At 65.6% G+C, this 14,021-nt stretch carries 12 protein-coding genes, 1 tRNA gene, 1 pseudogene and 2 riboswitches; of the genes and pseudogenes, 7 read left to right on the top strand and 7 right to left on the bottom strand.

Annotation, left to right across the window (positions count from 1 at the left end):
* Positions 1-55: 55 nt before the first annotated feature.
* Positions 56-196: riboswitch (glycine riboswitch) on the bottom strand.
* A riboswitch (glycine riboswitch) is annotated at positions 197-295 on the bottom strand. It lies immediately after the preceding riboswitch.
* A gap of 92 nt (positions 296-387) precedes the next feature.
* A complete protein-coding gene (locus tag BACI348_RS04795) occupies positions 388-927 on the bottom strand; it encodes a TetR/AcrR family transcriptional regulator (protein WP_159824188.1) in 540 nt (179 codons plus the stop codon).
* A gap of 66 nt (positions 928-993) precedes the next feature.
* Between BACI348_RS04795 and BACI348_RS04790 the strand changes: the two are divergent.
* Positions 994-2,567, top strand: a pseudogene (locus BACI348_RS04790) (MFS transporter).
* 100 nt (positions 2,568-2,667) lie between these two features.
* Here BACI348_RS04790 and BACI348_RS04785 read toward each other — a convergent pair.
* Positions 2,668-3,147: a Dps family protein gene (locus BACI348_RS04785; protein WP_159824187.1), complete on the bottom strand. Its 480-nt coding sequence runs from the start codon at positions 3,145-3,147 to the stop codon at positions 2,668-2,670.
* Between the two features lie 214 nt (positions 3,148-3,361).
* Here BACI348_RS04785 and BACI348_RS04780 point away from each other — a divergent pair, with 214 nt between their 5' ends.
* From BACI348_RS04780 to BACI348_RS04770, 3 genes are read left to right on the top strand one after another with little or no spacing between them, the layout of a single operon-like run.
* Complete coding sequence (locus BACI348_RS04780; protein WP_159824186.1) at positions 3,362-4,390, top strand: nitrilase-related carbon-nitrogen hydrolase; 1,029 nt, start codon at positions 3,362-3,364, stop codon at positions 4,388-4,390.
* Between the two features lie 44 nt (positions 4,391-4,434).
* The gene (locus tag BACI348_RS04775; protein ID WP_159829783.1) at positions 4,435-5,460 is read left to right on the top strand and encodes an agmatine deiminase family protein; all 1,026 of its coding nucleotides are present in this window, start codon (positions 4,435-4,437) and stop codon (positions 5,458-5,460) included.
* On the top strand, positions 5,457-6,998 hold the full coding sequence (locus BACI348_RS04770; RefSeq protein ID WP_159824185.1) for an APC family permease: 1,542 nt from the start codon (positions 5,457-5,459) through the stop codon (positions 6,996-6,998). The genes BACI348_RS04775 and BACI348_RS04770 overlap by 4 nt, the downstream gene beginning before the upstream one ends.
* A gap of 107 nt (positions 6,999-7,105) precedes the next feature.
* Here the strand turns inward: BACI348_RS04770 and BACI348_RS04765 are convergent, their stop codons facing one another.
* From BACI348_RS04765 to BACI348_RS04755, 3 genes are all read right to left on the bottom strand, one after another.
* Complete coding sequence (locus BACI348_RS04765) at positions 7,106-7,657, bottom strand: AMIN-like domain-containing (lipo)protein (protein ID WP_159824184.1); 552 nt, start codon at positions 7,655-7,657, stop codon at positions 7,106-7,108.
* Positions 7,658-7,931: 274 nt separating this feature from the next.
* Positions 7,932-8,234: a DUF4193 domain-containing protein gene (locus tag BACI348_RS04760; protein ID WP_159824183.1), complete on the bottom strand. Its 303-nt coding sequence runs from the start codon at positions 8,232-8,234 to the stop codon at positions 7,932-7,934.
* 92 nt (positions 8,235-8,326) lie between these two features.
* On the bottom strand, positions 8,327-8,530 hold the full coding sequence (locus tag BACI348_RS04755; protein ID WP_159824182.1) for a hypothetical protein: 204 nt from the start codon (positions 8,528-8,530) through the stop codon (positions 8,327-8,329).
* Positions 8,531-8,722: 192 nt separating this feature from the next.
* Here BACI348_RS04755 and BACI348_RS04750 point away from each other — a divergent pair, with 192 nt between their 5' ends.
* Positions 8,723-10,144 carry an FAD-binding oxidoreductase gene (locus BACI348_RS04750; RefSeq protein WP_159824181.1) on the top strand — a complete coding sequence of 474 codons (1,422 nt, stop codon included), beginning with the start codon at positions 8,723-8,725 and terminating at the stop codon, positions 10,142-10,144.
* 45 nt (positions 10,145-10,189) lie between these two features.
* On the opposite strand, the gene BACI348_RS04745 is transcribed toward BACI348_RS04750, so the two are convergent.
* Both BACI348_RS04745 and BACI348_RS04740 read right to left on the bottom strand, forming a co-directional pair.
* Positions 10,190-10,263 (bottom strand) — tRNA-Thr (locus BACI348_RS04745).
* A gap of 171 nt (positions 10,264-10,434) precedes the next feature.
* A complete protein-coding gene (locus tag BACI348_RS04740; RefSeq protein ID WP_159824180.1) occupies positions 10,435-11,322 on the bottom strand; it encodes a DsbA family protein in 888 nt (295 codons plus the stop codon).
* A gap of 179 nt (positions 11,323-11,501) precedes the next feature.
* Here BACI348_RS04740 and otsA point away from each other — a divergent pair, with 179 nt between their 5' ends.
* Together otsA and otsB are read left to right on the top strand one after the other, a co-directional pair.
* On the top strand, positions 11,502-13,004 hold the full coding sequence (otsA, locus tag BACI348_RS04735) for an alpha,alpha-trehalose-phosphate synthase (UDP-forming) (RefSeq protein ID WP_159824179.1): 1,503 nt from the start codon (positions 11,502-11,504) through the stop codon (positions 13,002-13,004).
* Positions 12,994-13,821, top strand: coding sequence for a trehalose-phosphatase (gene otsB / locus BACI348_RS04730; protein ID WP_159824178.1), 828 nt, complete (start codon positions 12,994-12,996; stop codon positions 13,819-13,821). The genes otsA and otsB overlap by 11 nt, the downstream gene beginning before the upstream one ends.
* The last annotated feature ends 200 nt before the right edge of the window (positions 13,822-14,021 follow it).

Genomic DNA, 14,021 nt, shown 5'->3' with positions numbered 1-14,021 from the left:
GTCACGAGGAACTCCATACATAAGGCGGCGCAGGGTACGCCACATCGATTCGGGTCCTCCCCGCTCTGTAACTGGACCTGAGAGTTTCCGCGTTGCCTGCTGTGCGCGGGCCCCGCTTGCACCGTCGGTGAGCACGGGAGTCCGGGCTTCCGGTACCGGATGCCTGGACGGACAGCGCGCTGCTTTCCAGAGGTGCCTCGCCGCGGCGGTACGTGGGCCTGTGAGATTCCTGGGGAGGTATTGCTCCTACGGCGCCTGCTTGTACCTTCTGGCAGAACTCTCCCGCCGCAGATCAAAGGCTATTCAATTAGGTTGTTTTGATGGCGCCCGCAACGGCCGGCGCATGGACCAATTCTCCTATGCAGCCGTCCCGGGGGCAAATGGCGGCTAGCCCCGCAGCCGTTCGACGGCGGCCAGCAGTTCGTGCACATCCGCCTCCCGGTTTACAGCGTTTCCGGATGGCCCGCTCTCCCACATGGCGTTGAAGTACAGCCCGTCCCCCATGTAGAGCACAGCCTTTGCCATGGCCGGTCCCACATCCGCGCCGATGAGCTCCAGCCATTGCTGCTGGATGGCGGCGAAACGGCGGCGGGCTTCCTCATGGGCCACTTCGGCAAGGCGCGTGGCAGCAACGAAGGACCGGTCCATGGGGGTGTCGGACCAGAGCGATGACCGGATGAAGTAGGCAGCCGCCCCTTCGGGTGCCGCGGCCATGGCGTCGAGGTCCTCACGCGCCAGGCGGTCCAGCCGTTCAAGCGTCGCCGCGATCAGCGCCTCCTTGTTGGGGAAGTGGTACAACAGTCCGCCCTTGGAGACTCCTGCCCGCCTGGCAACGGCGTCCAGCGTTGCGGCCCGCTCCCCCACGTCGATCAGGAGTTCTTCAAAGGCGTCGAGGACTGCATCCCGCGCGACAGGTTTTCTGGGCATGGTTCCCATCATGCATTGCCGGTGCCCGGTTTCTTAACTATACCGTCCAGACGGTATAGTTATTTTATGACAGCCTACCCGCAGCAAGACCGCGCCCGCCTGAATGCCGCAGCGACCCTGCAGCCTGCTCCGGACCGGGGCACCTGGCGTGACTGGCTCGCGCTGGGACTGCTGATGTTCCCCGTCCTCCTGGTCGCCGTCGACAACACGGCACTGACGTTTGCGCTGCCGGCGATTGCCAGCGCACTGGGCACCTCCGGCGTCGAACTTCTGTGGATTGTTGATGCCTACCCGCTGGTGCTGGCCGGGCTGCTGGTTGCAATGGGGAGCCTGGGCGACCGGATCGGGCGACGCCGGCTGCTCATCATCGGCAGCCTCGGCTTCGCCACAGTGTCCGCCGCAACGGCCTTCGCCCCCGCCGCCGGCTGGTTGATAGCAGGCCGCGCCGTCCTGGGCTTCTTCGGCGCGATGCTGATGCCCTCCACCCTGTCCCTGATCCGCAATATCTTCCCGGACCCCAACCGCCGCCGGCTGGCCATCGCCATCTGGGCCGCCGGGTTCTCCGGCGGCGCTGCCCTGGGGCCGATTTTCGGCGGGTGGCTCGTGGAACACTTCTGGTGGGGAGCGGTCCTCCTGGTGGCGGTGCCCATCATGCTGCCCCTGCTGGCCTTCGGCCGGTATTCATTCCGGAGTCCCGGGACCCCCACCCGGGCACAGTGGATGCGCCGAGCATCCTGCTCTCGCTGCTGACCATGGTGCCGGTGGTCTACGGCATCAAGGAGTACGCCACCGGGGACCCGGCTCCCCTGGCCCTGGGAAGCATGGCTTTCGGGCTGGCAATGGGCGCTGCCTTTGTCCGCCGGCAGCAGCGGCTGGACAGCCCCCTGCTGGACATGTCCCTGTTCCGGAACCGGGTGTTCAGCATGGCCATCACGGCGAACATCCTGGCCCTGTTTTCCTTCAACGGCTTTATCCTTTTCCTGGCGCAGCACCTGCAGCTCCTCGAAGGCATGTCCCCTTCCACAGCCGGTGTGGCCATGATTCCGGCGCTGGTGGCCACTGTGGTGGCGGGCCTGGCGGTGGTGCCGCTGGTGCGGAAGATCCGTCCCGGGTTCGTGGTGGGCGCCGGACTTGGCATGAGCGCCGCCGGGTACAGCCTGGTGACGTTCGGCAACCATGCCAACGGGCCTGCACTTTTACTGGCCGCCCTGCTGGTCCTCGCCCTGGGCGTCGGGACGGCGGAGACCATTTCGAACGACCTCATCCTGGGGAGCGTTCCGGCGGAAAAATCCGGAGCCGCCTCAGCTATCTCCGAGACGGGATACGAGGTGGGCGCGCTGCTCGGGACCGCAGTGCTGGGCTCGATCCTCACCGCTTCGTACCAGCACAACCTGCGGCTCCCGGCAGGAATCTCCGAGGCCACGCACGGCCAAGGTACTGCACACGCGGGTGAGACCCTCGCCGGTGCCATGGAACTGGCGGCCGGGCTGCCCGCTCCCCTCGCCGAAGCCGTCCGGCAGGCGGCCGGCGCCGCCTTTGACTCCGGGGTGCATGTCACGGCGGCGATCGGGCTGGTACTGATGGCGACGGCGGCAGTACTTACCGCCGTCGTCCTCCGGAAAGTGCCCAGGGCGGCATAGGGGCAGAGTGCCGCCGGGAGTGTCGGGCAGAAAAAACAGCGCCCGGCGCCGGACAGCAGGTCCGGCGCCGGGCGCTGAATGCCCCATGCGGCAGGGCGGGTTACTTCGAGTCAGGCGCGGTAACGCTGGCAGTGGCCTTCAGGGTCTCCGCGTTGACCATCCACGCATACTGCTCAAGCTTTGCGATGAACTCGTGCAGGAGGTCCGCCGACGTGGGGTCTTCCTCGTCCACTTCGTCATGGACCTTCCGCATGGTGCCCACGGCAGCCTCAAGGGCTGCGACGATGCGCTCGATCGCGTCCTTGGTATTGATGAGGCCTTCAGGGAAGGGCGCGAGGCTGGTGGATTCCGCCACGGTGGAGCTGCGGCCGTCCGGGAGGGCGTGCAGTGCGCGCATCCGCTCGGCCGTATCGTCGGCGAACTGGCGGGCGGCATCCACGATCTCATCCAGCTGCAGGTGGAGGTCGCGGAAGTTGGTTCCCACGATGTTCCAGTGGGCCTGCTTGCCCTGGATGTGCAGGTCGATCAGGTCTACGAGCACAGCCTGAAGGTTGTTGGTCAGTGTCGGTGAAGCTTTCATGCGTCCTCCTCGATTGGTCCAGTAATCCTGACGCTACCAGCCCGGGATCCGGCCCACAGTGGAACGGGAACAATTTCTCAGTGAGCTTACTAACTCCACCCGGCACGACATAAAAGAACGTGATTCATATTTCCTCTTGCATCCGCGCCCGTCGCACCTCATACTAAATGAACGTCATTCATTTAGTGACCGTCGTCTCACTGGAGTAGCAAACATGATCGAAATTTCCTGCCTTGGCGCACCCGCTTCCCTGGCCCGGACAACGCCGTCCGGCCGGCCCGCCCTGCGCGTCGGTGTGGTCCAGCACCGGTGGCAAGCAGACAACGCCGCCATCGAGGCCGAACTGGACGAGGGCATCGGCCGGGCCGCCCGGCTGGGAGCCACCGTAGTCTTCCTGCCCGAGCTGACGCTTTCGCGCTACCCCGCGGACACCCGCCCCCACAACGATCCCGCCGAAGGGCCCGCCCGGACCCGGCCTTCGGACATCGCCGAGGACCTGCTCACCGGAGCCACCTTCCGCTTCGCCGCCGAGGCTGCACGCCGCCACGGGGTTTCCGTCCACGCGTCCCTGTACCAGCGTGCCGAGGACCCGGACGGCACCGACGACGGACTCGGATTGAACACCGCCATCCTGGTCTCCCCGGCCGGCGAGCTCCTGGCACGGACGCACAAGCTCCACATCCCGGTGACCGCCGGATACTACGAGGACAAGTTCTTCCGCCAGGGACCGGCAGCCGCCGACGCCTACGAAGTCCACGCTCCCGCCGAGCTGGACGGCGCCAGGCTGGGAATGCCCACCTGCTGGGACGAATGGTTCCCCGAGGTGGCGCGCCTGTACTCCCTCGGAGGCGCGGAAATCGTGGTGTACCCCACGGCCATCGGCTCCGAACCCGACCACCCGGAATTCGACACCCAGCCACTGTGGCAGCAGGTCATCGTGGGCAACGGCATCGCCAACGGCCTGTTCATGATCGCCCCGAACCGCTGGGGCGGCGAGGGGACTCTGGACTTCTATGGTTCGTCCTTCATCTCCGATCCCTACGGCCGTATCCTGGCCCAGGCGCCGCGGGATGAGTCTGCGGTCCTCGTGGCGGATCTGGACCTGGACCAGCGGAAGGACTGGCTGACCCTGTTCCCCTTCCTTGCAACGCGCCGGCCGGACACGTACGGCCGGCTCACCGAGCCGGTCCGCCCCAACGAACTCCTGGGCGGCGAGCGCGGATTCGCTGAGGTCTGCTCGTGACCGCCCCGGCCAGCAAAGGCTCCCACGCTGCTCCGCAGTGGCGGATGCCCGCCGAAACTGCCCGCCAGGAACGGCTCTGGATGGCCTTCCCCGCTGGCGGCTACACCCTTGGCGAGTCGACTGAGGCCGCCCACGCCGCCAGGACCACCTGGGCGGCAGTGGCCAATGCCGCCGTCGAGTTCCAGCCGGTCACCATAGTGGTGGATCCCGACGACGTCGAGACAGCCGCAGCCTACCTGCACCCTGACGTTGAGGTGCTTGCCGCCCCGCTGAATGATGCGTGGATGCGCGACATCGGGCCCACGTTCGTCCTGGACGGCGACGGGCAGCTGGGTGCGGTGGACTGGGTGTTCAACGGCTGGGGTGGCCAGGACTGGGCGCAGTGGGACAAGGATGCCCTGATCGCCGGTGAAGTGGCCGCGCGTTCAGGGGCTCAGCACATTGTCTCGGCGCTGGTCAACGAGGGCGGCGGCATCCAGGTGGACGGGCAGGGAACAGTCCTCGTGACGGAGACCGTGCAGCTGGATCCCGGCCGCAATCCCGGACTCAGCCGGGCCGACGTCGAGCAGGAACTTGCCCGCACCATCGGCGCAACCCACGTGGTGTGGCTTCCCCGCGGCCTCACACGGGACTCCGAACGGTTCGGAACCCGCGGCCACGTGGACATCGTGGCCGCCATCCCCTCCCCCGGCACGCTGCTGGTGCACTCGCAGGAAAACCCGGAACACCCGGACTTCGAAGTCTCCCGGGAGATTATCGACTTCCTGCGCGGCACCACCGACGCCGCCGGCCGGCAGTGGAACATCATTGAGGTCCCTGCGCCCGAAACGCTTCGGGACGACGAAGGCTTCGTGGACTACAGCTACATCAACCACCTGGTGGTCAACGGCGGCGTGATCGCCTGCAGTTTCAACGACCCCCAGGATGACAAGGCCCTGCAGATCCTGGCGGAGGCCTACCCCGGACGGCGTATTGTCGCCATCGACGCACGCGAGCTGTTTGCCCGCGGCGGGGGAATCCACTGCATCACCCAACAGCAGCCCGTTGCCTCCCAGAAAGTGGTGCCATGACAGAAACCATCCGCACCGGCGCCTCCCCCGCCGGGTCCGGAAAGCACGGAATTACCCCCAAGGGCCTGAAGGGCGGGCAGCTGGGGCTCCTCGCCGTCGTCGTCCTTGGCATCTCCACCATCGCCCCGGCCTATACGCTCACCAGCGCGCTGGGCCCCACCGTCAACGAAGCCGGACTGCAGCTGCCGGTCGTCTTCCTCATCGGCTTCATCCCGATGATCCTGGTGTCCCTGGCCTACCGGGAGCTCAACGCCGACTCGCCGGACAGCGGCACCACCTTCACCTGGGTCACCAAGGCCTTCGGCCCCTGGGTGGGCTGGATGGGCGGCTGGGGCCTCCTGGCAGCCAACATCATTGTCCTGTCCAACCTGGCCGGCGTTGCCGTGGACTTCTTCTACCTCTTCCTGTCCCAACTCACCGGTTCGCCCGAACTGGCCGACCTTGCCGCCAACAAGCCACTCAACGTGCTCACCTGCTTTGTGTTCGTGGCTCTGGCCGTCTGGGTGAGCTACCGGGGCCTGCACACCACCAAACTGGTGCAGTACGGCCTGGTGGGGTTCCAGCTGCTGGTGCTCGGCCTGTTCGTGGCCATGGCGTTCGCCAACTGGTCCACCTCCGAGACGGCCATCCCCTTCAGCTGGGAGTGGTTCGACGTCACCAGGATCGAGACGTTCGGGCAGGTGGCCGCCGGGATCTCACTGTCCATCTTTGTGTACTGGGGCTGGGACGTGTGCCTGACAGTCAACGAGGAAACCGCCAACGGCAAAAAGACCGCAGGCCTCGCCGGCACCCTGACGGCCCTGATCGTCCTGGCGATCTACCTGCTGGTCAGCATCGCCACCATGATGTTCGCCGGCGTCGGCGATACCGGCAACGGCCTGAACAACACCGAAATCCATGAGAACATCTTCACCGCGCTGGCGTCCCCCATCATGGGCCCGTTCGCCATCCTGATGTCCCTGGCTGTCCTCTCCAGCTCCGCCGCCTCGCTGCAGTCCACGTTTATGTCGCCGTCCCGCAGCCTGCTGGCCATGGCCCACTACGGGGCGCTGCCGGAGCCGTTCAGCCGGGTCAGCAGGAAGTTTGCGACGCCGGGCTACGCCACCATTGCGGCCGGCCTCCTGTCCGCGGGGTTCTACGCGGTGATGCACGTGCTCAGCGAAAACGTCCTGAACGACACCATCCTGGCGCTGGGCCTGATGATCTGCTTCTACTACGGGCTGACGGCGATCGCCTGCGCCTGGTACTTCCGGAACAGTGTCTTCAGCAGCCTCCGCAACTTCGTGCTGCGGTTCCTTTGTCCCGTACTGGGCGGCGTGGGCCTGTTCGTGGTCTTCCTGCAGACCGCCGTGGACAGTTGGGCGCCTGAATTCGGCAGCGGCTCCGAGGTGTTCGGAGTGGGCCTGGTGTTCGTCCTCGGCGTCGGCATCCTCGCCCTCGGTGCGGTGTTTATGCTGGTGATGTCCAGGCTGCGGCCCGGGTTCTTCCGCGGCGAGACTTTGAAGCAGGACACCCCGGCCTTGGTGGTCCCGGAGTAGGTTTTCCCCATTCACCACCTAAAAAGGTGGCGCACCCCGGTTCAGCGGGGTGCGGCACCTTTTTGGGTTACCGCTGGTCAGTTATCGCTGTGGCTGCGCAGCTGCCGTCACCAGAAGTGGGCCACATCCACCACCAGCCGGGACCCGGAACCTGGGCCGTCCAAGGTCAGGACCCGGAAGGGCAGGCGGGCGCGGACGCCCAGGCCGATGGTGGTGTAGCCTTCGAAGCTGCCTGCCCAGGCCACCTGGCGGAAGGTCTGGTAGCCCGCGACGTTGGACAGTTCGGCCTGGTCGGCCGGGGTGTATGTGGCGGTGCCCTTATCGATGTCGTAGGACGGGGCGGTCACAGTGACCTGGAGAGACGCCTGCCCACGCAGGGGAACCGGTTTTCCGGATCCGTCCTGTGTCACTTGGCCAACGTAGCGGACGTTGTAACCGTCAACATGGCCATTGAGGTCAATTACCATCCGGTCGAAGCAGTAGTGCTGCCCGGTCCGGACGTTGGTAACTGAGGCGGCACTGAGGGTGTCAACGGCTTTTGCCTTCGATCCCCAAACCAGTCCGCAATACGAGGTGGCTGCCGAGGCGGGCCCCGGAACCAGGATTCCCAGTCCGACGGCCATCAGAAGGGCCGTGAACCAGATCAGGAGTTTTTTCATTGTTGGTGCCATCCAGAGGGAGAGGTGCGGTTGGATAGCTCCAGACTAGGAGTGTCGGGTGCCCGAATCGAGGGTTGTAGCCGCTTCGGCGCGGAACCGTAAGGTACGCCGGATCCCGGTCACGCGCCTGTAAAACCAGGGGTTTTTTGCCGTCTTCCTTAACCGTTCCGGTGCCGTTTCTGGACCCGGCCGTTATGCCGGATAACGATCACCAAGAAAGACAAACAGCGCCGGCCACCGAGTCGGCGGCCGGCGCTGTTGTGCCTTGGAAGTATCAGCCTTCGCACTCGCGGCAGTACTTCTGGCCGTTCTTTTCGCGGGCCACCTGGGACCGGTGGCGGACCAGGAAGCACGAGGAGCAGGTGAACTCGTCCGACTGCTCGGGAACAACGATGACGGTCAGTTCCTCGTTGGAAAGGTCGGCGCCGGGAAGGTCGATGCCCTCGGCCGTGTCGTTTTCGTCAACGTCGATTACCGCGGTCTGGGCATTGCCGCCGCGGGAGGCCTGCAGGGCCTCCAGGGACTCTGAGGAAGACTCCTCTTCCTGCTTGCGTGGAGCATCGTAATCGGTAGCCATAGCGTGTTCACTTTCGTTGCTGCACAGCGCCATTTCAGGCACCTCAGTGAAGCAGTTTAGGTCATAACGCCCTTACAAGGGCAATAGTGTGTTCAAGCAGACAATTCAGGCGGTTTAGACGCACTTTCCGCATGCAGGACGCGGGCCTGTTCAGCCCCTGCCGCCACTCCGCTGAGGGCGGGGAGCCAGCCCCACCGGGTGGCGTCAGCCATGGCATCGGCGGCCTGTCCGGGGGTCTCGCAGTAGAAGGCGTCCGCCAGCCAGGCCCGGACACGGGCGGGGAATTTTGTTGTCATGCGTGCGAGGGTACGCAGCCATTGTTGTGGGCGCGTTTCGTACGGGTCTCACACACATTAATCTGCCGGGTAATAAGGGAATGGACAGCTCCGGATAAAAACGCTGTTGACCTCTCCAAGGGCCAATCCTAAGATCACGGCATCGGTATTCCCGCTGGATTGTTTTCGCCCTTTGATCTGGAAGTATCAGCGATGGCCGCAGTTCACGAACATCATCCGGAATTTGAGCTCCAGCAGCACCTGGACCAGTTGCGCGGGAGGCTGCAGGGATCGTTGATCGAGCCTCAGGATCCTTCATACGAGGAAGCCCGTGCAGTGTGGAACGGCATGATCAATCTGCATCCGCGCGCCATCGCGAGGGCCGGGTCCGCATCGGATATCGACGTCGTCCTGGACACTGCGCGGCAGACGGGCATCGCGCTGGCCGTCCGCGGTGGCGGGCACAACATCGCCGGGCACGGCACTGTGGACGGCGGCCTGGTCCTGGACCTGGGAGCGCTGCGCAACGTGCGCGTCGACGCCGAAAGGCGGGAGGTCGCCGTCGAGCCCGGAGCCACACTTGCCGACGTGGACAGGGCCACGGCCGTGCATGGCCTGGTGGTGCCCCTGGGTGTCATCAGCGGAACGGGCGTGGCGGGACTTACCCTGGGCGGCGGGGTGGGCTGGCTGACCCGGACCGGCGGGCTCAGCCTGGACAACCTTGATGCCGTGGATGTGGTCACCCCCGCCGGGGAGCATGTGCACGCCGGAGCGGAGGAGAATGCGGAGCTGTTCTGGGGCGTGCGCGGCGGCGGCGGGAACTTCGGCGTCGTCTCCTCCTTTACCTTCCGTGCCCTCCCCCTGCCCGCAGCGCCGTTGGGTGGCAATCTCTTCTACCGGCCGGACAATTGGCGCAACGCCCTCCTCGCCTTCGATGCCTGGACCCGGGACCTGCCGGACGAGATGAACCCGATCATCTCGTTCGTGGTCCTTCCGCCCGAATTCGGCATGGGTGCCGAACCCTGGATGGTTATTGGCGTGGCCTGGGTGGCTGAGGACCACCAGCCCGGCCTTGAGCTGATCGACCGGCTGCGCGCCGCAGCCCCGCCCGACGGTGAAGTTGTGGGGCCTACCTCGTGGCCTGAATGGCAAAGTGCCATGGACGCCGTGTTCCCCAAGGGCTCACGCGGCTACTGGAAGAACGTCTCGTTTTCCCGGCTGGACGAGGAGGTGGTGGATGCTGTGCTGGGCTTCGCGTCCGAGCTGGCCTGGGAAGGAACCGGGATCGACATCCATCACCTGGAGGGTGCCTTCGGGCGGGTACCGGAGGATGCCACGGCGTTCCCGAACCGGTCCGCCCGGTACTGGCTGAACGTGTACGGATTCTGGCGCGATGCAGCAGAGGACGAACGGCTGACCGCCTTCGCCCGCAAGGCCTACGCTGTGATGCAGCCGTTCGCGGAGCAGGGCGAATACGTCAACTTCCTGGGGGCCGAACTGGGTGTGCAGGCGCCGGACGCGGCACGCGCTGCCTACGGCCAGGACAAATACCGGCGGCTGGTGGCGCTCAAGGACCGTTATGATCCGCAGAATCTCCTGCGCCTGAACCACAACATCGCGCCGTCCGCCGGCTAGCGGGACGCTGGCGCCCGGGCCGGAAAACCGCCGGCAAAAAAATTGAGCCCCCTGTCGGATTCGAACCGACGACCCCCGCTTTACAAGAGCGGTGCTCTGGCCAACTGAGCTAAGGAGGCGTGCCCGTGCGGGCGTGCGCCTGGACGGCGCTAGATAAGGTTAGCCCAAGTCCTCCCGGTGGTAAAAACGCCGCCGCCGTTCCGGACGGCCGCCCCACACTGGATGCACTACAAGGCGAAGGGGCCCGCCCTCCGGATCACTTCCGGAGGACGGGCCCTCTGCGCATCCCCTTAACCCTTGGCGGCGATCGCGGCCTGGAGGAAATCGGGGAACGGGGTCTGGGCGCTGTCGCCCTTGCCCCACTGCTTGCCGTCGACGAAGACGGTGGGCGTCCCTGTGACGCCAATGGCTGCGGCTTCCTTGGTGGTGAACTTCACGAAGGGCCGGTAGGTCTTGTTGTCCACGCAGCTGCTGATGTCAACGCCGATGTCCGAGGCGAGGCTCTTGAGCTTGTCGTCGGAGAGACCGGCGCCGCCTTCGGCAGGCTGGTTGGCGAACAGCGTGTCCACGAACTGCGCGTACTTCTCCGGCGATTCGTTCACTACGCAGGCGGCGGCATTGGCTGCCCGGGAGGAGTAGTTGGTGGTGGAGCGGCTGTCAAGGAATCCCAGCGCGCGGTATTCCACCGTAATTTTGCCCTCGTTGCGCAGGGATGTCAGCTGTTCGTTGTACTGGGCCTCGAAGTTTTTGCAGACCGGGCAGATGAAGTCGATGTACAGGACAACCTTGACCGGCTTGCCCGCCTCGGCCTCGGCACCAGGAGCCACCACTTCGGCCGGCGGTGCCTGCGGCGGCTCGCCAACGGCGGCTGCGTCAACGGTGGCCGGGTCCAGTTTTGCAACTTCCGTGTTGGCCAGCAGCGTGACACCGCCGTGGACGTTGGCGTTGGCCGGCGTGGGGCCCTGGTCGGCAATCGGCGCGTTCTGCTTCATCGAGGTGGTCACCACGAGCGCCACCACCACCAGGATGGCCACCACGGCGGCCACAATCCCCCACCCGATCAGCAGCTTGTTGCGTTTGTCCTTTTTCAGCTGCGCTTCACGGATCAGCCGCGCTTTTTCGCGGGCCTCCGCGGTGCGCTCAGCCTTGGACTTACGTACTTCGTTTGCGGGGCTCATGTGTTCCTTGGGTCGATCGACGAGGGGGACCAGTTCGTGGCAACCCCCTCATTTTAGGGGAGAAAGCTGAGAGCTTGCTGTTTCAAGTATTCTTCAGGGTTGACCAACGGACGAATAGCCCCGATGATTCCGTCCCGTTAGGGTGGGCTAAGAGGCACAAGCAACCCCAGGGGGCCGCAATGCAAACACCCGTCCAGGAAAAACCCGCCACCGCAGCCGGTTCCGGCGCCGCCAGCACAGGCCACGGCGCAAAGACAAAGTACGACTTCATGGTGGTCTCGAACCGGCTGCCTGTTGACCGCTGCGCCCCGGGCGAAAGCGGCGACGACGGCTCAGGCTGGCGGCGCTCCCCCGGCGGCCTGGTGACCGCACTGGCACCCATGATGACCAAGACCGACGGCGCCTGGGTGGGCTGGCACGGCGCCCCGGACGAGACGCTGAAACCGTTCAGCCACGGCGGCATGGACCTGGTACCCGTCCAGCTCAGCGCGAACGACGTGGAGCTTTATTACGAGGGCTTCTCCAACGCCACCCTGTGGCCGCTTTACCACGACGTCATCGCCCCGCCGGAATTCCACCGCACCTGGTGGGACGCCTACCGCACGGTCAATAAGAGATTCGCCGACGCGGTAGTACGCCATGCCGACGACGGCGCAACGGTGTGGATCCAGGACTACCAGCTGCAGCTGGTGCCGCGGATGCTCCGGGAAGCCCGGCCGGACCTCAAGATCGGTTTCTTCAACCACATCCCGTTTCCCCCGCCGGAGATCTTCGCCCAGCTCCCCTGGCGCCAGGCCATCATTGACGGCCTCCTCGGCGCTGACCTGGTGGGCTTCCAGCGGCCCAGCGACGCCGGCAACTTCATGCGCTCGGCCCGCCGCTTCCTGGGCGCCAGCGTCAAGCAGCAGCAGGTGCACGTGAAGGGCCAGGACGGCGAGATCACCCACATCGCCCGGGCCCAGGCGTTCCCCATATCCATCGATGTCCGGCAGATCAGCGAGTTGGCGGCGAAGCCGGAGATCATTGAGCGGGCCCGCCAGATCCGCCAGGACCTCGGCAATCCGAAAACCATCCTGCTGGGTGTGGACCGCCTGGACTACACCAAGGGCATCCGGCACCGGCTGAAGGCCTTTGAGGAGCTCCTGGCCGACGGCAAGCTGTCCGTCGGTGACGCAACCCTGATCCAGGTGGCCAGCCCCAGCCGCGAGCGCGTTGAACAGTACCGGCTCCTGCGCGAGGAGGTGGAGGGCACGGTGGGGCACATCAACGGCACCTACGACACCTTGGAGAACACTGCCGTCCGCTACCTGCACCACAGCTACCCGGTGGAGGAGATGGTGGCCCTGTACCTGGCCGCCGACGTTATGCTCGTGACCGCCCTGCGGGACGGCATGAACCTGGTGGCCAAGGAGTACGTCACCGCGCGGACCAACAACGACGGCGCGCTGGTGCTCAGCGAGTTCGCCGGCGCCGCAGACCAACTCAAGCAGGCGCTGCTGATCAACCCGCACGATATTGACGGACTGAAGAGCGCGATCATGCGTGCCGTCGAGATGCCGGACCGGGACGCGTCCCGGCGTATGCGTGCCATGCGCAAGCAGATCCTGGAGCACGACGTCGACCACTGGTCCGCAGACTTCCTGCAGGCCCTGAAGGAGAAAGTGGTCCGCGATGACTCCTGAGAACCGGACCGGCAACGGCAAACTGGCGCTGACACCGGAGCTCCGCGAAGCCGTCCGCGCCATCGCCCGGACAGAGCACCTGCTGGTGGCCATGGACTTCGACGGCACCATGGCGCCGATCGTGGGCCATGCCGACGACGCACGGCCGCTTCCCCGCGCGGCCACGGCTTTCGCCGGGCTCGCCGTGCTGCCGCGTACGACGACGGCACTCATCTCCGGACGCGCCCTGGCCAGCCTTCGCAAGGTTGCCTCGCCGCCGGTGGACACACTGCTGATCGGCAGCCACGGGGCGGAAGCGTGGCTGGGACCCGGGTCCGCCGGGCTGACCCTGGACGGGACGCAGAAAGCCCTCCTCACCGAAGTACGCAGTATCCTCGCCGACATTGTTGCTGAAGCCCCCGGCACCATGCTGGAGGACAAGCCGGCCGGAGTGGTGCTGCACACCCGCCAGGCGGCTGACGACGTCGCAGAGGATGCTGTGGCTGCTGCACGCTCACTGCTGGAGGACCGGAAAGGCGTCTTCCTCAAGGACGGGAAGCGCGTCCTTGAAACCTCCGTAGTGAACGCGTCCAAAGGCGAGGGAGTCGACTTCCTGCGGCAGGTCAGCGGCGCCTCGGCCGTCCTGTTCGCCGGCGATGACACCACCGACGAGGACGCGCTGGCCCGGCTGAAGCCCGGAGACGTGGGCGTCAAGGTGGGCCTTGACTTCACCCAGGCGCAGTACCGGGTGGAAGCCCCCGTCCACGTGGCCGAGCTGCTCGAAGTGCTGCTCCGGGAACGGAGCCTGGCAGTCGTGATGGAGGACCCGCAGGACTGAGGGTTACCAACCTCACGTGTGACGCTCGTAACATTTGTGCCGAATCGAACAGAATCTGACATACTCTTCTCTGTGATGTGGCGCACAGAAACCGTGCGGCGTCACTCGATGCCTCCCGGCCTTGGCCGGAAAGCATCTGCAACACACAACTGAACAAACATGAACCATTCACAACGGATCGTCCGGCACGTACCTGCCGG

This window comes from Arthrobacter sp. 9AX, assembly GCF_902506095.1.
Classification (GTDB): Bacteria; Actinomycetota; Actinomycetes; order Actinomycetales; family Micrococcaceae; genus Arthrobacter.
This window is presented reverse-complemented; position numbering and strand designations above follow the sequence as displayed.